Raw genomic sequence first — 18,216 nt, forward strand, 5'->3', positions numbered from 1 at the left:
TGTTCTGTTCAGGATGTCCAGCGAATCAGCGCAATTGCCAGTATCGCGAGAAACACCGTTTCGCCCAACATCAGGACGACGGGCTTCAGGCCCACCGTGGCGAGGTCGCGCAATTGCGTCTTCATGCCGATGCCGGCGATGGCGGCCACCAGGAACCAGCGCGAGCAGTCGCTGCCGGCGTCGGTCAGGACCTTCGGAATCCAGCCGGTGCTGTTGACCGCCACCAGCAGCGCGAAGGCAACCGCGAACCACGGCAGCAGCGGCGGGCGCGGGCCGCCCTCGCCCTTGCCGGCGGCGCGTGTGCACATCACGGCGAACACGATCACCGGCAGCAGCATCGCCACGCGCATGAGCTTGACCAAAGTGGCGATGTCGCCGGTCTCCTTCGACATGCTGTAGCCGGCGCCGACCACCTGCGCCACGTCGTGGATCGTCGCGCCGAGAAAGATCCCGGCGGCGCGCTCGTCGAGCCCGAGGGCGTGAGCGATCATGGGATAGGCGATCATGGCGAAGGTCGACAACGCCGAGACGCCGACCACCGTGAACAGCGTCGCGCGCTCCTTCTGCGGATGCGACGGCAGCGCCGCCGCCAACGCCAGCGCGGCCGATGCCCCGCAGATCGCCGTGGCGCCGCCGCTGAGCAGGCCGAACAGCGACTGGAAGCCCATCAGCTTGGCGACCACCATCGACACCCCGATGGTCAGCACCACCGACAGCACCACCAGCAGCACCGGATGCCAGCCCAGCGCCACCACCTGGGCGGCCGTGATGCGCAGGCCCAGCAGCGCCACGCCCCAGCGCAGCACCTGGCGCGCCGTGAACTCGATGCCGGGCTTGCAGGCGCCGTCGACCGACAGGAAGTTCATCGCCATCCCGAGGATCAGCGCGAACAGCATCACCGGCGCGCCGTAGTGCTGCGACAGGAAGGTGGAGGCGGCCGCGACCACCGCGCAGGCCAGCACCCCCGGGAAGAGCGTGCGGCTGCGCGCCGGCCAGGCGGCGATCGACAGGGCGGTCATGCGAACCTCATTCCGCTGTCGGCCATGAGGTGGTTGCCGTAGGCGTCGCGCAGCAGGTTCTTCTGCACCTTGCCGGTCGCGCCGAGCGGGATGCGGTCGACGAAGACCACGTCGTCGGGCGTCCACCACTTGGCGATCCGGCCGTCGTAGAAGCGGATGAGTTCCTCGCGCGTCAATTCCTGGCCGGGCTTCTTCACCACGATCAGCAGCGGGCGCTCGTCCCACTTGGCGTGGCGCGCCGCGATGCAGGCCGCCATCTCCACGGCGGGGTGCGCCATGGCGATGTTCTCGAGGTCGATGGAGCCGATCCATTCGCCGCCGGACTTGATCACGTCCTTGCTGCGGTCGGTGATCTGCATGAAGCCGTCGGCGTCGATGGTCGAGACGTCGCCGGTGGGGAACCAGCCGTTGACCAACGGGCCCGCGCCCTCGCCCTTGTAGTAGCCGGAGATCACCCAGGCGCCGCGCACCATCAGCTCGCCCGAGGCCTTGCCGTCCTGCGGCAGCTCGGCGCCATCGGCACCGACGATCTTCATGTCGATGCCGAACACCGAGCGGCCCTGCTTCGATTGCAGCGCCAGGCGCTGCTCGCCGTCGAGCGACCGATGGCAGGGCTTGAGCGTGCACACCGCGCCCACCGGGCTCAGCTCGGTCATGCCCCAGGCGTGCAGCACCTGCACGTCGTAGCGCTCCTGGAAGGCGCGCATCATCGCCGGCGGGCAGGCCGAGCCGCCGATGATCGTGCGGCGCATGGTGCTGAATTGGAGGTCGTTGCTCTCCACATGGGCGAGCAGGCCCTGCCAAACGGTGGGCACGCCGGCCGAGACCGTCACGCCCTCGGCTTCGAAGAGATCGTGCAGCGACTTGCCGTCGAGCCACGGACCCGGGAACACCAGCTTGGCGCCGACCATGCACGCGATGTAGGGCAGGCCCCAGGCGTTGACGTGGAACATCGGCACCACCGGCAGGATGACGTCGTTGGCCGAGCAATTCAGCGCATCGGGCAGTGCCGCCGCATAGGTGTGCAGCATGGTCGAGCGGTGGCTGTAGAGCGCGCCCTTCGGGTTGCCGGTGGTGCCGGAGGTGTAGCACAGCGATGAAGCCGCCTTCTCGTCGAACACCGGCCACATGAAGTCGGGCGAGTGGTCCTCGATCAGTTCCTCGTAGCACAGCAGGTTGGGCACCTTCGACTCGGCCGGCATGTGGGCGCGGTCGGTCATGGCGACGAAGGCCTTGATGGTCGACACGCGCGAGGCGATGGCCTCGATCAGCGGCAGGAAGCTCAGGTCGAAGAACAGGATCTCGTCTTCGGCGTGGTCGGCGATCCACACCACCTGGTCGGGGTGCAGGCGCGGGTTGAGCGTGTGCAGCACCGCGCCCGAGCCGGAGGCCGCGTAATACAGCTCCATGTGGCGGTAGCCGTTCCAGGCCAGCGTGGCGACGCGCTCGCCCTTCTCGATGCCACGCGCGGCGAGCGCATTGGCGAGCCGGCGCGCGCGCTGGCCGAGGTCACGGTAGGTGTAGCGGTGCAGGTCGCCTTCGACCCGGCGCGAGACGATCTGCTGGTCGCCATGGTGGCGCTCGGCGTGGGTGAGGAGGCTGGAGATCAGCAGCGGCTGATCCATCATCAATCCGTTCATGTCGGTTTCCGTTCGTTCGTTCAAATGGACAGGGTGGCGCGGCGGCGGCTCAGGCCGGCACGCTGCGGGGAGCGCCGGCCGGCGCGGGGTGGATGTCTTCGTCGGCGCTGTCGCCGGCGCTCTGCAGGTCGGCCCCGTAGCTGCGCGAGGCAACCATGAAGGCCCAGGCGGCCAGCAGTCCGAAGACCGGCATCACCATCAGGGCGTTCTCGAGCGTCCACAGGTCCGACAGCGCGCCGGCGATGAGCGGACCCACGGCCAGTCCCAGCAGGTTCTGGAACAGCGACAGCACCGAGGCGCCGGTGGCGCGGATGCCGGGGTGGATCACGTCGATCACCACGGCGGCGACCACGCCGACGGTGCAGGTCATCAGGAAGCCGCCCAGCGCGAACAGTGCGAACTGCGCCTGCTTGCCGAGGTCCAGCCCGAGGTGGCCGGCGCCGAAGGCGAACGCCAGCACCGCCGCCGAGGCCACGCACACCGCGGCCGTCACGTGCAGCTTGGCCGCCGGATTCTTGCGGCCGGCGCGGTCGGCGATCGCGCCCCACACCACGCTGCCCAGCGCGCCGCACAGCACCACCAGCGCGGCCTTCACGCCCGCCTGTTCCGGCGCCATGCCATGCATGCGGTTGAGGTAGCTCGGCATCCAGGCCCAGATGGCCGACACCAGGATCAGCTGCGCCGGTGCGCCGATGCAGACCCACAGCAAGGTGCGCGAGCGCGCCAGCCGCTTCACGATGGCGCGCGCCGTGCCCTGGGTCGAACGGGTGGCCTGCTCGATGCGCGGCGTGAGCGCCACCGTGCGGTAGTCGCGCACCCGAGAGTAGAGCAGCGCCAGCAGCAGGCCCGGCACGCCGACGACGCCGAAGGCCGCCTGCCAGCCCCATTTGGCGGCGATGAGGCCGCCGAGCATCACGCCCAGCACCGACCCGACCGAGGCCGAGGCGAAGAAGGCCGCCATCAGCGCGCCGCGCATGCGGGCCGGGAAATGGCTGGCGATGAGGGCCGCACCGACAGCGCCGTAGCCCGCCTCGCCCAGTCCCACCGCGGCACGCGCGGCCAGGAGTTGGCCATAGTTGCGGGTGAACATGCAGCTGATCGAGGCCAGGCTCCAGATCGTGGCCATCGCGACGATGCTCTTCACGCGGCTGAAACGGTCGGCGAACAGCGCGATCGGGATCGCGCCCAGCGCCACCGTCACCGAGACGGCCGACACCAGCGCGCCGAGCTGCTTGTCCGACAGGCCCCAGGCCTCTTTCAGGTGCGGGAACAGCGACACGATCACCTGGCGATCGATGTAGTCGACCATCATCAGGCCGATGGTCATGGCGAAGGCGAACCAGGCCTGGCGCGGGCCGATCAGGTAGCTGTCGGCCGCGCCCGGCTTCGCGTCATGGGAATGCAGATCCATGGTCTTCCCCTCAGGGCACCAGCACGGTCGCGCCGGTGGTCGCGCGCGATTCGAGCGCGCGGTGCGCGTCGGCGGCGTCGGCCAGGGCGAAGCTCTGCTTGGGTTCGCTGACGATGCGGCCTGCCAGCACGTGGCCGAACAGCTCCTCGGCCATCGACAGCATGTGGGCGCGCGGCGTGATGTAGTGCATCATCGCCGGGCGCGTGACCCAGATCGAGCCCTTCACCGCCAGCGTCTGCGAGTCGATCACCACCGGCCCCGAGGTGGTGCCATTGCTGACCAGCGAGCCGCGCGGCTGCAGGCTGTCGAGCGAGGCTTCCAGCGTGTCCTTGCCGACCGAGTCGTACACCACCGGCACGCCCTTGCCGTCGGTGATCTCGCGCACCCGCTTCGCGATGTTCTCGCGCGACGTCACGATGGTGTGGGCGCAGCCGTTGGCGCGGGCGATGGCGGCCTTCTCGTCGGTGCTGACGGTGCCGATCATCGTCACGCCCATGGCGCGCGCCCACTGGCAGGCGATCAGGCCGACGCCGCCGGCGGCCGCGTGATAGAGGATGGTCTCGCCGCCCTTCAGCGGGAACACCTGGCGGAACAGGTACTGCGCCGTCATGCCCTTCATCATCAAGGTCGATGCCGTGCGGTCGGACACGCCCTCGGGCAGCGGGATCAGCAGCTCGGCCGGCATCACGCGCGCTTCCGAGTACGCGCCCTGGGGGCCGATCAGGTAGCCCACGCGATCGCCCACGCGGATGTCGGTCACGCCGGGACCCACGGCCTCGACCACGCCCACGGCGTCGGAGCCGAGCCCGTTGGGCAGCGGCAGCGGATAGCGGCCGGTGCGGAAGTAGATGTCGATGAAGTTGACCGCGATGTAGGTGTGGCGCACGCGCGCCTGGCCCGGGCCGGGTTCGCCGACGTCGACGTTCTCCAGCCTGAGGACTTCCGGTCCGCCGGTTTCATGAAAGCGAATGGCCTTGGCCATGGTGTGTCTCCTTGGTGTCTTCAAAAGCGGCCGGCAGCATGCGAGCCGTGGTGCCCGGCGGTCCGTGCCGGGCCGTCCGGGAATGGTTCAGCGGTGCGAAAGCTCGGCGATGAACAGTTCGGCGCGGGGCCATTCGCCGAAGCCCGAGGCGGGGTTCAGGTGGCCCACCTCGCCGAGGTCGACCAGGCGGCTGCCCCAGTCGCGGGCCAGTTCCGCCACCCGGCCGTAGTCGGCCAGCGGATCGTTGCGGCTCCCCGCCACGATGCTCGGGAAGGGCAAGGTCCGGCGCGGCACCGGCAGCCAGCCGCTGGCGCGCAGTTCCTCGAGCGTGGGGTAGCCCTCGGGCATCGGCCGGTCGAAGTCCGGCGGCGCCGCGAGCAGCGCGCCATGGACCGTCCGCTTGGTCTGGCGCGCCCAGTGCGCGACCATCACGCAGCCGCCGCTGTGCGCCACCAGGATCAGCGGACCTTCGACGGCCTGCGCCTCGCGCTCGATCGCGGCCACGCGCGCCGCGCAGTCGAGGTCGGCCCGGCCCATCGGCGGCACGCAGCGCACCTGGCGGCCGCGCGCCGCCAGGCGCGCGGCCAGCAGCGTCTGCCAGTGCGCGTCGACGTGGTCGCGCAGGCCGGGGACGATGAGCACGGTCGGCATGGGGGATGCTCCGCTCACCTTCAGGCCACGCGGCGCAGGTAGCCCTGCTGGCGCCCCTTCGGATTGGGCGCGAAGCCGTTGGCGGCCAGCGTCTCCTCGACGGTGTCGTAGAACACGCCGATCTTCAGGATCTCGCGGGCTTCCTTGCCGTTGGCGACTTCGCGGCCGAACTCGCGCGCCATGCGCACCAGCTGCTCGATCTGCTCCACCGAGGTCATCTTCTCGCTGCGCGACTGGTTCCAGAGGTTGTCCTCGATGCCGCAGCGCACATGCAGGCCCAGCGCCATGCCGATCATGTTGATCGGCAGCACGTTGCGCATGCTGCTTTCCACGGTCAGCATCGCGCCGTCCGGAATCGCGCGCAGGAAGTTCGTCAGGTTGTAGGGGTTGGGCGCATCCATGCCGCCGCTGATCGCCACCCAGTTCATCACCAGCGGGCCCTTGTAGACGCCGCGGCGGATCAGCCGCTCCACCGTTTCGTAGCTGTTGATGTTGTAGAACTGGAAGGCGCTCTGGATGCCGGCGGCGCTCAGGCGGCGCACATGCTCCTCGATGAAGCCGGGGCCCGAGGGCACGATCATCTCGCGGTAGGCGGCGTTGTTCTGCGGCTCGGCCAGCGAGGTGCCCGCGATGTCTTCGGCCTCCATGTGCTCCAGCACGTTCATCTGCGTCGTGTTGACGGTGACCGTGACCTGGTCCGGCTTCGGGTCGAGCTCGGCCAGCATGTGGCGCGTGTCGTCGTGCAGCCACTTGGCGTTGGCGCCGTCGCTCTCGGGGGCGAAGGAGATCGAGCCGCCGACCTGGATCACCATGTCGGGCACCGCCTTGCGCACGCCGGCGATCAGCTCGTTGAACATCGACAGGCGCTTGGAGCCCTTGCCGTCCAGCTCGCGCACATGCAGGTGCAGCACGCTGGCGCCGGCGTTGTAGCAGTCGACCGCCTTCTGGATCTGCTGTTCCATGGTCACCGGGATGTCCTGCGGGAAGTCGGAGGGGATCCACTCGGGACCGTAGGGCGCCACGGTGATCACCAGCTTGTCCTGGTTCTCCGGGAAGAGGGAGCCGTCGAGGAAGTTCATGGTTGGTCTTTCAGTTGCGTGTTGGATGAGGGGTTCAGTAGGTGGTCTCGCCGATGATTCCGGCGCGTTCCATCTTTCGGTGGCAGGCCGGGTAGTCCATGACCGCGTAGTGCTGCGTGCTGCGGTTGTCCCAGAAGGCCACGCTGTTCTTCTTCCAGCGCCAGCGCACCTGGAACTCGGGGATCGCGGCCTGGCTGATCAGGTAGCTCAGCAGCTGGCCGGCGGCCGGCGCGTAGTCCTGGCCGAAGCGCACGTTCGCCGGCGTGTGGAAGTTGGTGAAGTGCGTGGTGAAGGCGTTGACGAAGAGGATCTTCTCGCCCGTTTCCGGATGGGTGCGCACCACCTGGTGCTCCGCATCGGGGAACTGCGCGTGCAGCGCCAGGCGCTTCTCGATCGGCATCGCGGCGCCGAAGCTGGCCTCGATGCTGTGGCGGGCGCGCAGGCCCTCGATCTTCAGCTGGATGTCTTCCGGCAGGCGCGCGTACGCCTCGACCATGTTCACCCAGATGGTGTCGCCGCCGACTTCCGGCGTTTCGACGCAGCGCAGCACGCAGCCGAAGGGCGGCTTCTCGCGCCAGGTGGCGTCGGTGTGGAAGGCGTTCTCGTAGCGGTCGTTGGGCGTGTCGGGCGACTTGTAGATCCGCACCAGGCCGGGGTGCTCGGGGTCGCTGCCGGCCACGGGATGGTCTTCGAGTTCGCCGAAGTGGCGGGCGAAGGCCACGTGCTCGGCGCGCGAGAAGTCCTGGTCGCGCAGGAACAGCACCTTGTGCTTGAGCAGCAGCGCGCGGATCTCGGCCACCGTGTCGGCGTCGCGCGAGGCGGCGCCGAGGTCCACGTTGCGCAGCTCGGCGCCGATGGTGCAGGTCAGAGGCTCGACCTGGATGGATGTCTTCAGCGCGGCGCTGGACACCACGGCGGGTGCGCCTTTCAGCGGCGCGGTTTCGGTTGTTGAGGGCATGTCTTGTCTCCGTCTGGCGGGAGGCCGCTTGAGTGCGAATTCCCAAGCCCGAAGAATAGGATTCAGCGCCCTTTCGGAGCCCCTCCTTGCAGGAGGGGGGAGGCCCATTCCGCCAGTGCGGCGCCCTGCTATGGCGCCGGCTGGAGCAACCCGAGGATGCGGGCGCGGACGACGACTTCCTTGCGCGTGCCGGCGTCCAGCTTGGCCAGCAGGTTCTTGACGTGCCACTTGACCGTGGTTTCGCCCACCTGCATGGCGCGCCCGATCTCCTTGTTGGACAGGCTGCGCGCCAGCAGCTCCATCACCTCGCGCTCCTTGGGCGTCAGCACCATGCCGCGCACGGCCGGAGGCCGGGGCGTCTCGGCGGCCGGCACCGGGCGCGTCGGCGCGGCCACGGCCGGCGCCACCGGCGCGCGTTCGTCGCCTTCGCCGGCGACCTGCCTGGCCCATGCGCCCAGGTCCGGATGGGCGTCCTCGAAAATACGCACGAGGCCGTAACTTTGAGCCAGGTCGATCGCCTCGCGCAGCATCGGGGCGGCGCGCTTCTCGCCGCAACGGTCGAGCGCGAAGGCGCGCAGGCCGAGGATCTCGATCTCCAGCCGGCCTTGCCGCACCACCTGCACGAGCTCGCTGGCCTGGGTCAGCGGCGCCAGGGCGCCGCGCCAGTCCTGGGCCGCGATCGCCGCGTAGCCGTGGGCCAGATCGCGCAGCGCGTCCACGCTGCGCCGCCAGAGCCGCCCCTGCGGCAGGGCCGGGTCGGCCAGCAGGGCGTCGATGCGCTGGCACAGCTCCCGGCAGCGCTGCGCCCGAAAGCGCCGGGCATGCAGGCGCACCAACTCCACCAGGCTGGCGATGCGAAGCCGCGGCAGCGCGCGCGCCGAGCCCGCCGCATCGAGCGCGCCGAGCAGTTCGACCGCCCGGTGCTCGGCGCCCTCGGCCACCGCCTTGCGGGCCATCGTCCGGTAGGCCAGCAGCAGCGCTTCAGGCAGCCCGCTGCGCTCCAGCACGTCGAGGCGGTCGGCCAGCAGCGCGGCGGCATCGACGGGGCGGCCGCGCTCCCACAGCGCGGCGGCAAGGAGGGCGGCGAGCATGCACACGAAGCTGTTGCGCCGCCCCAGGTCCGCCTCGGCGCTGGCCACGGCCGGATGCAGCAGGCTCTCGACCAGCCGGACCTGGCCTTCCCAGACGTAGGAGAGGGCGATGATGAGCTCGCCCCAGCGCCCGATGAAGCCCTGCCCGCGCCCGAAATCCCCGCGCGGCGACTGCTGCTGGCGGAGCCGCGCCAGCGCCGGGTCGCCCTCGAGCAGCGTCCGGTAGGCGGTGCGGTTGGCGTGCACCTGCAGCAGCAGCGGATCGCGCAGAGGCGGCGCCTCGGCCCAGGGGTCGTGCAGTGCCGCGAAACGGTCCGGGTCGTCCGCGAACACCGCCCCGCCGCTCAGGATCAACGCGCATTCGCAGCGCAGGGGGGCATCGGGCGCGTGCTGCGGCTGCGCCAGGATCCGGTCGACCAGCCGGCCGGCGTCTTCATGGCGTTCGCTGGTGGCGAGCGTCCAGGCCGCGGCCAGCAGCAGCCGCGGCCGTCGGTCCAGTTCGTCGGGCGGCAGTTGCGCCAGCCATTCGAGCACCACGCCCTGCCGTCCGTGGGTCATGATCGATTCGTAGAGGCTGCGCTCGGCCAGCTCGTAGGCCCGCTCGCGCTGGCCGGCGACCAGCGCGTGGCGGGCCGCGTCCTCGAGCATCCCGCGCTCGGCCAGCCACCCGGACGCCCGGGCATGGGCTCCGGCCTGCACCTCCGCGGGGAGCGCGCCGAAGCCCTCGCGCAGCACATCGCGGGCCAGCGCGTGCATGCGTAGCCAATCGCCCTGCTCCGCCGCCACGAACACCGGCGTGTCGCGGCTCAGTCGCGCCAGCCGCTCCGTCGCATCGTCCATTCCGGCGACCTGCCGGCACAGCTCCGGGTGCAGATGGTCGAGGATCGCGATGCGGGTGAGGAACTCGCGGTCGCGCGAATCGAGATTGGCCAGCAGCATCGCCAGGAACTGCTCGCGCAGCTGGCCGCCAAGGGCGCTCATCCCCGCCACGTCGGCTCGCGCGTCGGTGCCGCGCGCCAGCACGGTGAGCGAGAGCTGCAGTCCCAGCGGCCAGCCTTCCGTGAGCGCGTGCAGCCGGGCGGCGGTGTCGTTGTCGACGCTGGCACCGAAGCGGCCGTGGATCAGTTCCAGCGTCTCTTCGAGCCTGAATCGCAGCATCGCGGGGCCGACCACCACGCACTGCCCATAGGCGATCAGGTCGTCGATGTCCAGGTTGCAGTCGGGCCGGCTGGCGATCACGGTGCGCAGGTTGGGTGGCGCATTGCGCAGCAGGTAGGCCAGCGCCTCGCGCGAAGCCGCCGGCAGGCGCTCCGCCTCGTCCACCACCAGCACCACGTCGAGCGCCGTCTGCGCCAGCTCCGCCAGCCAGATGGTGATGCCCTCGAGGCCGCTCGGCCCTGCCGCGTCGAGCAGCACGTGGCCGAAAGTGGAGCGCCCCGCCGCGCGCCGCACCGCCAGCGCCAGCGCCTGCGCCAGGCGCTGCGGCGTGTCGCGCGCCTGCGCCGATACCCAGGCCACCACCAGGCCGTGCGAGAGATGTTCGAGCCGCCATTGCGCCAGCAGCGAGGTCTTGCCGAAGCCCGCCGGCGCCTGGATCAGGATGGCCGGGACATCGCGGAACGCCGGGTCGGCCGCCAGCAGCCGCGGCCGCGCCACCAGATGGCGCGGCACTCTCGGCGGCGAGACCCGCAGCAGCAGGTCGTCGCTGCCGGCGTCGGGACGGGTGGTGTCGGGAATCAATTGGGCCCCCGCTGCATGGAGGGCGCCGGCGGAACCGCGCCCGCGCCTACTGTACGTCGACCTTTCTCCAGCCCGCATCGGGGTCGAACCGGGTCATCGCCCGTGCGGCGGCGTCCGTGCCGGCGCCCAGGTTCTTCTCGTAGACCACGCCGTCGTGGTTGACCATGAAGCTCATCACGCCGGTCTCGCCGTACTTCACGGGCCAGGCGACCAGCGCGAAGCCGCCGCGCATGCGATTGCCGATGACGTAGTCGTAGGCGCCGCCAGGTGCGTTCGGACCCTGCGCCTTGAGGATCTTGAAGTGGTAGCCGTGGTAGCCCTCGCCGGGCCGGGCCGGGGCGTAGAGAGGGCCGAGCGGACTCTCCGCCTCGCCGGGGCCGGTGTGCCAGTACAGGCCGTCGTGCTTGCCCGGCGTGCTGGCGAACTTCTGGGCGAACTCGAGCACGCCGTTGCCGTCGCGGTCGACCTGCGCGTACTCCCGCTGGGCATCGAAGTAGGCGAGCGCGGCCCGCATGGCGGCCAGTTCGTTGCGGCCGATGCGGCGCGTCTGCATCTGGTCGGCGCCGGCGCGCGGGTCGAAGTGCCAGCCGCCCGCGCCCTTGACGATCGGGATCGGCAAGGTCCAGCCACTGTCGCCCGCCCCCAGCAGCGCCCGGTCGGGCCCGTCGGGCACCACCTTGTGCTGCTTGGCGTAGGCACCCAGGAAATCGTAGATGTCCTCGCGATCGACCTCGCCCGCCGGCACGAAGCGTCGCCAGTCGTTGCCGAGCACCGTCTGCAGCGCCTTCTGGTCGTTGTCCGCCAGCGCCCGGAAGAAGGCCTCCGAGGCCGCCTCGGCACTGGGATAGGCGCGCTGCGCGAAAGCGGGGGCGGAAAGCGCCAGCGTGAGTGTGGCGACCGCAGCGACCGCCGCAGCCCTGGTGCGCATCGGATTCAGCATGTTCGAGCCTCGCATGAAGTGGAGTGGATTCATCGCCGTCATCACTGGTGCCTAGCGCCGGCCTCCGCCGCCGCCGCGTCCGCCGCCACCACCGCCGCCCCTCATGCCACCGCCACCGCCGCCGCCGGCGCGGGCGCCGCCGCCCGCATGGCCACCGCCATAGGAACCGCCGCTCGGTCGCGCACCGCCGCCGGCATGCGCACCGCCGCCCCCATAGCCGCCGCCGCCCGCACGCGCACCGGCACCGGCGTGCGCACCGCCGCCACCGGCCCCGCCCATCGACTGGCGGCTCGCGTTGCCGCGATCGGCCTGTTGCCGCGCCTGCGCGCCGCCGTCGCCCGCGCCGCGCAGGGCGTTGTCGGAGCCGCCACGATGCTGGACCTGCTCGCGGCCACCGGCGCCGCCCCGATCGAAGCCGCCGCCCTGCCCGCCGCGGTCGCCGGCCCCAGCCCCACCCTGGCCGCCCCGCTGGCCGCCGCGGTCGGCGGCCTGCTGTGCCCGTTCGCGCGTGCCCGGATCGTTGCGCAGGTTCTCGCGGCCCTGCCCCGGGTCCATGCCGCGCTGCTGCAGCGAGGACTGCGCCTGCTGCCGCTGCGCATCGCGGCCCGCGTTGTCGCGGCCGCGGTAGTCCTGGCGCTGGCCCGGATCGCCGGCGTTGCGGCCGTACTGCTGCTGGCTGCGCGAGTCGCGGTACGGCACGCCCTTGCGGTTGGCGGCGTTGTGCTGGAAGTTGGTCTGGTTGGCCGCGATCTGGCGGTTGCTGTTGATGCTGTTGTAGCGGTTGACGTTGACGTTCACGTTGCCGCCGCCCCAGTTCGCATTGCCCCAGAGCGCGCCCACGGCGGCCACGCCGACGCCGAAGGCGATGCCGGTGGCGAGCGCCGCGCCCGGGTAGTAGGCCGGATAGGGCGGGTAGTAGTACGGCGGATAGGCCGGATAGGGCCAGGCGCCATAGACCACGGTCGGGTTGTAGGCCGGCACGTAGACCACCTCCGGGTTCGCCGGCTCGATCTTGATCACCGTCTGCTGCGTCTGCGGTTCCTGCTCGACGATGACCTTCTGTTGCTCGGTCGTCTTGAGGCTGCCCTGCTGCTGGGCCTTGGTGCGCAGCCGCTGTGCCGAGTCGAGCACGTCCTTCGACGAGGCGAGGAAGGCGTCGCCGAGGTTCTGCGTCCAGTCGGGCTGGTCGCCCATCATCTGGATCACCGGCGGGAAGGCGACCAGCGACTGCACGCTCGGGTCCCAGGGCTTGTCCTGCACCGCCTTCACGGCGGCATCACCCTGCTGCTTCGAGTTCGCCTTCGACCATTTCGCGGCGTCGACCACGTCGGCCGGGTAGGTGGAGGCCATCAGCACCTGCGACAGCAGCGAATCCGGATAGAGCGCGATCGGCGCCATCATCTGGTCGAGCTGCTCCCGGCTGAAGGTGGGCGCCTGCTGCGCCGTCACCAGGGACGCCGACACCAGCAGCGAGATCGTCACTGCCAGCATGCGCGTGAAGCGGGTCGCAACAGAGAACATGGGGACTCCTCTCCAGGTTGGCCGCCAGCATACGGGTGTATGCCGGAGGCTGCAATTGGCTAACTGTAGGCAGTCGATGTGCAACTCACTACGATCGCGGGACGATCGACCGGAGACACGAATGAAGTTCATCATCACCTTCCTGCGGGTCGCGGCATTGGGCGCCGCCCTGGTTGCCAGTGGCTGCTACTACCCGCCGCCCGCGTACCCCGTGACCGTGGGGGCCCCGGCCAGCTTCGACCGATCGTTCGCGGCCGCGGCCGGCGCGATGCGCGACCAGGGGCTGGCCATCGGCACCGAAGACCGCAGCGCCGGCATGATCATCGGAACGGCGGGCAGCGCCACGGTGTCGGCCAGCGTGCGCCAGCAGGCGGATGGCAGTGTCCGGGTCCAGTTCGACGCCACCGGCGCGCGCGATCCCGCGCTCATCGATCGGGTCTCGCGCAGCTACGACGCCCGCATGGGTCGCTGAGGTCGAGCCGCTTTCGTTCGCCATCGCCCTAGACCCCGCCACCCAGGGCCAGGTACAGATTGGCCCGCTGGGCCAGCTGCTCGCTCTGCACCCGCAGCCTCGACGTCCGCGCCGCATAGAGCGCCAGCTGGCTCTGCTCCACCGTGCGCAGGTCCGCCGTGCCCACCTGGTATTGAATCCGCGCCAGCCTCAGCGCCTCCTCGTTGTCGCTGATCGCGGCCGCCAGGATCGCCTCGCGCTCCCGCAGGATCGACTCCGTGCCCAGCGCGGTCTCGACCTCGCTGAACGCCTTCTGCCCGGCGCGCGCGTATTCGGCCACCGCCTGCTTCTGCTCGGCCGAGCGGATCTCGACCTGCGCCCGCAGCGCGCCGCCCTGGTAGATCGGCGCGATCAGGTTGGCGCCCAGGCTCCACACCGGGCTGCTGACGTCCTTCAGGACGATCAGTTCGCTCGAAACGTTGCTGCCGCCCGCAGTCAGCCTGATCTTCGGCAGTTGCGCCGCCTTGGCTTCGCCCACCCGATTGAAGGCGGCCGCCACGCGACGCTCGGCAGCGACCATGTCCGGCCGGCGCTCCAGCACTTCCGAGGGAACCCCGACAGGCAGCGGTGGCGGCATGCGCGACAGCTGGTCCGCGACCGCGATCTCCGCGCCCGGGTAGCGGCCGACCAGCAGCTCCAGCGCGCGCAAGGCCTGCTCGCGCGACAGCTCGATCTGCCGCAGCGTGTCGCGATAGCCGTTGACGCTCGCACGCGCCTGCGCCAGCGAAAGTGCCGTGCCGTTGCCGATCCGCAACCGATCGTCGGCCAGGCGCATCAGGCCCTCGGAAGAGCCGAGAGAATCTTTCGCGATCGCGCGCTGCATGCCGGCCTCGACCGCCAGGAACCAGCTCTTCGCGACCATCGCGGCCAGCGACTGGCGCGCGTAGGCGTAGTCGGCCTCGGCCGCGGCGAACTGCTCGCGCGCGGCCGCGCTTTCATAGCGCAGCCGGCCCCAGACATCGAGTTCGAGCGAGGCATTCAGGAAGACGCCGTTCAGCCCGCCCCCGCCGCCCGACTTGTCGCCGCCCAGGGCAGCCACGCCGACCGACGGCAGCAGGCCGCCTGACGCCACCTTGACATAGCCCGCCGCCTGCTCCACCCGGGCCGCGGCGACTTGCAGGTCGGCGTTGTAGGCCAGCGCTTCGTTGACCAGCGTGGTCAGCGCCGGCTCCTCGAAGGAGGCGAGCCAGCGGTCGGCCACCGGAGTCGAGACGCCGCCGCCGGCCCTGAAGGCCTCGGGAATCGGCCCCTGCTGCAGCACCTCCTTGCGCAGGTCGTCGGTGGTCGGCGGCGGCTTGAGCGCGCAGCCCGCCAGCGCCGCCGCGAGCGGCGCCGCCAGGACCCAGGGACGAAGCGACGGCATGGACATCAGTGCAGTTTCAGCACGAGGTAGTTGGTGATCGAACCGACCCGCAGGATCACCATGCGCAGGATATGGATGGCCGCGACGTGTTCGGTGTAGATCGCGCCCTGCCCATCCGCGCCGGCGGCCAGGAAGAGCCCGGCGTCGGGCTCGTCGACGATCAGCTTGACCGGAAAGCGGCCCGGCACCTGCGGGAACGCGCCGGTCTGCGGCAGCGTGCCCGACTGCTGCACCTGCCCCTGGCCTTGCGCCCACACGATGGAGTCGACCGTCGCGCTGATGATGCGGCCGGGATAGGTCTTGAGCGTGAACTCCGCCTTGTCGCCGGGCTCGACCAGCCGCAGCTCGTTCTGGTCGAAGAGCGCGATCACCTGGTAGGTTTCCTCGACGAAACTCATCGCCGGCGAGAACGGCACCGAGACCACGAAGGAGCCCGGCCGCAACTGGACATTGATCGCATAGCCGTTGGAGGGCGCGTAGACGGCCGTCTGGTCGAGGTTCCATTGCGCATTGCCCAGCTCGGCCCGGCTGAGGTCGACCTGCGCCTTGGCGGTCGCGAGCTGGGCCCGCGAGGTGGCGACCGACGCCTGCTCGCCGTTGACCTGCGCCGCCAGCCGCTGGGAGACCTGCGTCTCGTTGGCGGAGGCGGTCGCGATCTGGCCCTGCAACTCGGCCAGCGTGGATTCGGCCTGCTCGAGCGCGAAGCGCTCGCCCGCGCCGGTGGCGACCAGTTCGCGGTTCTGGCGCACCCGCAGGCGGGCCAGTTCGAGCTTGGGCTGCAACGCCTTGACCTGGCCGGTGGCGGCCTTCAACTGCTCCTGCAACTGGCGCGCGCCGGCCGAGGCATCGACCAGCGAGGCGCCGGCGGCCGCGAACTTTGCCTCGTCGGACGCCAGCTTGGCCTTGGCCGCGTTGAGTTCGTTCTCGTACTGGGTCGGGTCGATGCGAAACAGCAGCTCGCCCTTCTTCACGAGCCGGTTGGGCTCCACCGGCACCTCGAGCACGCGGCCGCGCACCTGCGGCACCACCTGCACCACGTACTTGAGGACGCGCACGTCCGCGGTCGACGGCGCGACGACGTTGAGCGTGAGGATCAGGATCGAGAGCGCGACGATCGGGATGATCACCACCGTGACCTGCCAGGCGGTGTTCCATGGCAGCCACTTCAGCTTGATGAAGATCAGCCAGACGAAGAAGGCATAGATGCCGAGGAGAAGGATGTCCATCAGGTGCTCGCGTCTCGGGTGGCGTCCGCTTCGGCGCGCCGCGCCTGCAGCGCCGCGGCCAGGTTCCGGCGCACCTGCTTGAGTTCGGCGGACAGCGCGCCCTTGGCCTCCATCGCATCGAGTTCTTCGCGCAGGTGCGCGATCTCGTGTTCCAGCAGCTCACCCGCGTGGGCCTTCTCGCTCTGCTCGTGGAAGTAGTCGTCGTGCTTCTCGGTGCCGTAGGCTGCCTGATAGCCCACCGGCTTGACGAAGGCCCACAGCCAGGCCAGCGGCCACAGCATGCCGCCGAACACCAGCGACAGCAGGCACAGCGTCTTGATGGCATCGCGCTGGGGGTGATGCCGCTTGTGCGCGATCTTCTCGGGCAGCACGTGCACCATCCAGAACAGCACGATCACGGCGATGGGCACCACGACGACGACGAACCAGGCGATGCCGGTGGCGGCGGAGGCCAGCATGTCGGGCGGCAGGAAGGACGCATGCGCCGCCGGCGCCGCAGCGAGCGCGCCGATGCCCAGCAGGCGCGGCGGATGGAGGCGCTTCGCCGCATGGTCCCTGAGTGCGAAAGTCATGTTTTTCCAATCAGGCCGGGTTGCAAGCGCTTGCCCGAAGCGTCACGATGCATGCCGTCGATCGATGTAGAAAAGGCCGGCCATGTACCAGCGAATCCTTGTCCCCCTCGACGGCAGCGAGACCTCGCTGCGCGGCCTCGACGAGGCCGTGCGCCTCGCCCTCCTGCACGGCGCGAGCCTGCGCCTGGTGCACGGGCTCAACCGGTTCGGCCGCACGCCCGGCCATGCCTCGCACGCGTCCTACGCCGCGCTGCTGCCCAGGATGAAGGAAGAAGGCGATGTGCTTTTGCGGGAGGCCCGCGAGCGCGCCGAGCGCCACGGTGCCAAGGACGTGGAGACGCAGCTGCTGAGTTCGCTCACCCTGCACCTGGCGGAGCTGGTCGCGCAGGACGCGATGGACTGGAAGGCCGACCTCATCGTGGCCGGCACCCGAGGCCGCAAGGGCATCGAGCGCATCCTCTGGGGCAGCGACGCGCAGCAGGTCCTGCGCCTGACGACGGTGCCCGTCCTGCTGGTCCAGGCGCCAGATACCGCGGCCAGCGGGTAGGCGATTGAAGAGGGGCATCCGTTCGTTCCCGGTGTGGCGGCGTGGTCAGCTTCTCTTCAGTAACGCTCTTCGATGAAGCGCATCGGATGGTTGGACTCGCGGTAGCCGTCCGCCTTCTGCCGCTTGGGCAGTTTGATCTTCTCGCGATGCACCTCCCGGTACGGCACCTGGCTCAGCAGGTGCGCAATGATGTTGAGGCGGGCCCGGCGCTTGTCGTCGGACCGCGCGACGTTCCACGGGGCGAACTCGGTGTCGGAGGCCGCGAACATGTCGTCGCGCGCGCGGGAGTAGTCGTACCAGCGGCTGTAGGACTTGAGGTCCATCGGCGACAGCTTCCAGATCTTGCGCCCGTCGTCGATGCGCTCCTCGAGCCGCCGGGTCTGCTCCTCGGGGCTCACCTCGAGCCAGTACTTGACGAGGATGATGCCGGAGTCGACCATCACCCGCTCGACCTTCGGGATCGCCTCGAGGAAGCCCTTGACGGCCTCGTCGCTGCAGAAACCCATGACCCGCTCGACACCCGCGCGGTTGTACCAGCTGCGGTCGAAGATGACCACCTCGCCGGCCCCCGGCAGGTGCGGCAGATAGCGCTGCACGTACATCTGGCTCTTCTCGCGCTCGGTCGGCGCGGACAGCGCGACCACCCTGAATACGCGCGGGCTCACCCGCTCCGTGATCGCCTTGATGGTGCCGCCCTTGCCCGCGCCGTCGCGCCCCTCGAACACGATGCACACCTTCAGGCCCTTGTGCACCACCCACTGCTGCAGCTTGACGAGCTCGACGTGCAGCCGCTCGAGCTCCTTGTCGTACTGGCGGCGGCCGAGCTTGCCCTTGGTCGCCTCGGCATCCTTGGGTTTGGCCTCGTCGTGCACCGCAACGGCTTCGTGCTCCTGCTTGTCCGACGCTTTGTGTTTCTGCTCCATGGCGACCTCGCTCGTCAGTGTTGTGCGTCGAACGTAGCGCAG

At 70.1% G+C, this 18,216-nt stretch carries 16 protein-coding genes; 2 read left to right on the top strand and 14 right to left on the bottom strand.

From position 1 onward, the window contains the following. Positions 1-8 precede the first annotated feature (8 nt). The 10 genes from QTI68_RS07225 to QTI68_RS07270 all read right to left on the bottom strand — a co-directional run bounded on the left by QTI68_RS07225 (position 9) and on the right by QTI68_RS07270 (position 13,032). Entirely contained in the window at positions 9-1,019 is a 1,011-nt protein-coding gene (locus QTI68_RS07225) for a YeiH family protein (protein WP_286520621.1), read from the bottom strand. Next, positions 1,016-2,659 (bottom strand): 3-(methylthio)propionyl-CoA ligase, encoded by a 1,644-nt coding sequence (locus QTI68_RS07230; protein WP_286520622.1) that lies wholly within the window; start codon positions 2,657-2,659, stop codon positions 1,016-1,018. The genes QTI68_RS07225 and QTI68_RS07230 overlap by 4 nt, the downstream gene beginning before the upstream one ends. A gap of 49 nt (positions 2,660-2,708) precedes the next feature. Beyond that, a complete protein-coding gene (locus QTI68_RS07235; protein ID WP_286520623.1) occupies positions 2,709-4,070 on the bottom strand; it encodes an MFS transporter in 1,362 nt (453 codons plus the stop codon). Positions 4,071-4,080: 10 nt separating this feature from the next. Then, positions 4,081-5,052, bottom strand: coding sequence for a quinone oxidoreductase family protein (locus QTI68_RS07240; RefSeq protein ID WP_286520624.1), 972 nt, complete (start codon positions 5,050-5,052; stop codon positions 4,081-4,083). 87 nt (positions 5,053-5,139) lie between these two features. Further along, complete coding sequence (locus QTI68_RS07245) at positions 5,140-5,703, bottom strand: RBBP9/YdeN family alpha/beta hydrolase (protein WP_286520625.1); 564 nt, start codon at positions 5,701-5,703, stop codon at positions 5,140-5,142. Between the two features lie 20 nt (positions 5,704-5,723). Next, positions 5,724-6,782, bottom strand: a complete 1,059-nt coding sequence (locus QTI68_RS07250) for a beta-keto acid cleavage family enzyme (protein WP_286520626.1) — start codon at positions 6,780-6,782, stop codon at positions 5,724-5,726. A 34-nt stretch (positions 6,783-6,816) separates the two neighbouring features. Further along, positions 6,817-7,665, bottom strand: coding sequence for a TauD/TfdA dioxygenase family protein (locus QTI68_RS07255; RefSeq protein WP_286521539.1), 849 nt, complete (start codon positions 7,663-7,665; stop codon positions 6,817-6,819). 203 nt (positions 7,666-7,868) lie between these two features. Next, positions 7,869-10,571 (bottom strand): winged helix-turn-helix domain-containing protein, encoded by a 2,703-nt coding sequence (locus QTI68_RS07260; protein WP_286520627.1) that lies wholly within the window; start codon positions 10,569-10,571, stop codon positions 7,869-7,871. Between the two features lie 46 nt (positions 10,572-10,617). After that, positions 10,618-11,544, bottom strand: coding sequence for a DUF2950 domain-containing protein (locus tag QTI68_RS07265; protein WP_286520628.1), 927 nt, complete (start codon positions 11,542-11,544; stop codon positions 10,618-10,620). An 18-nt stretch (positions 11,545-11,562) separates the two neighbouring features. Beyond that, positions 11,563-13,032 carry a DUF3300 domain-containing protein gene (locus QTI68_RS07270; RefSeq protein WP_286520629.1) on the bottom strand — a complete coding sequence of 490 codons (1,470 nt, stop codon included), beginning with the start codon at positions 13,030-13,032 and terminating at the stop codon, positions 11,563-11,565. A 121-nt stretch (positions 13,033-13,153) separates the two neighbouring features. Here QTI68_RS07270 and QTI68_RS07275 point away from each other — a divergent pair, with 121 nt between their 5' ends. After that, entirely contained in the window at positions 13,154-13,504 is a 351-nt protein-coding gene (locus tag QTI68_RS07275) for a hypothetical protein (RefSeq protein ID WP_286520631.1), read from the top strand. Positions 13,505-13,532: 28 nt separating this feature from the next. Here the strand turns inward: QTI68_RS07275 and QTI68_RS07280 are convergent, their stop codons facing one another. From QTI68_RS07280 to QTI68_RS07290, 3 genes are read right to left on the bottom strand one after another with little or no spacing between them, the layout of a single operon-like run. Then, positions 13,533-14,912 carry a TolC family protein gene (locus QTI68_RS07280; protein WP_286520632.1) on the bottom strand — a complete coding sequence of 460 codons (1,380 nt, stop codon included), beginning with the start codon at positions 14,910-14,912 and terminating at the stop codon, positions 13,533-13,535. Then, positions 14,912-16,132, bottom strand: coding sequence for an HlyD family secretion protein (locus tag QTI68_RS07285; RefSeq protein WP_286520634.1), 1,221 nt, complete (start codon positions 16,130-16,132; stop codon positions 14,912-14,914). The genes QTI68_RS07280 and QTI68_RS07285 overlap by 1 nt, the downstream gene beginning before the upstream one ends. Continuing rightward, positions 16,132-16,704: a DUF3302 domain-containing protein gene (locus QTI68_RS07290; RefSeq protein WP_286520635.1), complete on the bottom strand. Its 573-nt coding sequence runs from the start codon at positions 16,702-16,704 to the stop codon at positions 16,132-16,134. Before QTI68_RS07290 ends, QTI68_RS07285 begins: the two co-directional genes overlap by 1 nt. 82 nt (positions 16,705-16,786) lie before the next feature. Here QTI68_RS07290 and QTI68_RS07295 point away from each other — a divergent pair, with 82 nt between their 5' ends. Further along, positions 16,787-17,251: a universal stress protein gene (locus QTI68_RS07295; protein ID WP_286520637.1), complete on the top strand. Its 465-nt coding sequence runs from the start codon at positions 16,787-16,789 to the stop codon at positions 17,249-17,251. Between the two features lie 56 nt (positions 17,252-17,307). Here the strand turns inward: QTI68_RS07295 and ppk2 are convergent, their stop codons facing one another. Continuing rightward, on the bottom strand, positions 17,308-18,174 hold the full coding sequence (gene ppk2, locus QTI68_RS07300; protein ID WP_286520639.1) for a polyphosphate kinase 2: 867 nt from the start codon (positions 18,172-18,174) through the stop codon (positions 17,308-17,310). Between the last annotated feature and the right edge of the window lie 42 nt (positions 18,175-18,216).

Origin of the sequence: Variovorax sp. J31P207, assembly GCF_030316965.1 — a bacterium.
Classification (GTDB): domain Bacteria; phylum Pseudomonadota; class Gammaproteobacteria; order Burkholderiales; family Burkholderiaceae_C; genus Variovorax; species Variovorax ginsengisoli_B.

What these genes read in the sequence shown, in the direction of transcription:
- QTI68_RS07250 (WP_286520626.1), bottom strand. Translation starts at nt 6,782, where the DNA reads ATGAACTTCCTCGACGGCTCCCTCTTCCCGGAGAACCAGGACAAGCTG.
- QTI68_RS07240 (WP_286520624.1), bottom strand. Translation starts at nt 5,052, where the DNA reads ATGGCCAAGGCCATTCGCTTTCATGAAACCGGCGGACCGGAAGTCCTC.
- ppk2 (WP_286520639.1), bottom strand. Translation starts at nt 18,174, where the DNA reads ATGGAGCAGAAACACAAAGCGTCGGACAAGCAGGAGCACGAAGCCGTT.
- QTI68_RS07235 (WP_286520623.1), bottom strand. Translation starts at nt 4,070, where the DNA reads ATGGATCTGCATTCCCATGACGCGAAGCCGGGCGCGGCCGACAGCTAC.
- QTI68_RS07265 (WP_286520628.1), bottom strand. Translation starts at nt 11,544, where the DNA reads ATGAATCCACTCCACTTCATGCGAGGCTCGAACATGCTGAATCCGATG.
- QTI68_RS07230 (WP_286520622.1), bottom strand. Translation starts at nt 2,659, where the DNA reads ATGAACGGATTGATGATGGATCAGCCGCTGCTGATCTCCAGCCTCCTC.
- QTI68_RS07245 (WP_286520625.1), bottom strand. Translation starts at nt 5,703, where the DNA reads ATGCCGACCGTGCTCATCGTCCCCGGCCTGCGCGACCACGTCGACGCG.
- QTI68_RS07275 (WP_286520631.1), top strand. Translation starts at nt 13,154, where the DNA reads ATGAAGTTCATCATCACCTTCCTGCGGGTCGCGGCATTGGGCGCCGCC.
- QTI68_RS07280 (WP_286520632.1), bottom strand. Translation starts at nt 14,912, where the DNA reads ATGTCCATGCCGTCGCTTCGTCCCTGGGTCCTGGCGGCGCCGCTCGCG.
- QTI68_RS07290 (WP_286520635.1), bottom strand. Translation starts at nt 16,704, where the DNA reads ATGACTTTCGCACTCAGGGACCATGCGGCGAAGCGCCTCCATCCGCCG.
- QTI68_RS07285 (WP_286520634.1), bottom strand. Translation starts at nt 16,132, where the DNA reads ATGGACATCCTTCTCCTCGGCATCTATGCCTTCTTCGTCTGGCTGATC.
- QTI68_RS07295 (WP_286520637.1), top strand. Translation starts at nt 16,787, where the DNA reads ATGTACCAGCGAATCCTTGTCCCCCTCGACGGCAGCGAGACCTCGCTG.
- QTI68_RS07270 (WP_286520629.1), bottom strand. Translation starts at nt 13,032, where the DNA reads ATGTTCTCTGTTGCGACCCGCTTCACGCGCATGCTGGCAGTGACGATC.
- QTI68_RS07225 (WP_286520621.1), bottom strand. Translation starts at nt 1,019, where the DNA reads ATGACCGCCCTGTCGATCGCCGCCTGGCCGGCGCGCAGCCGCACGCTC.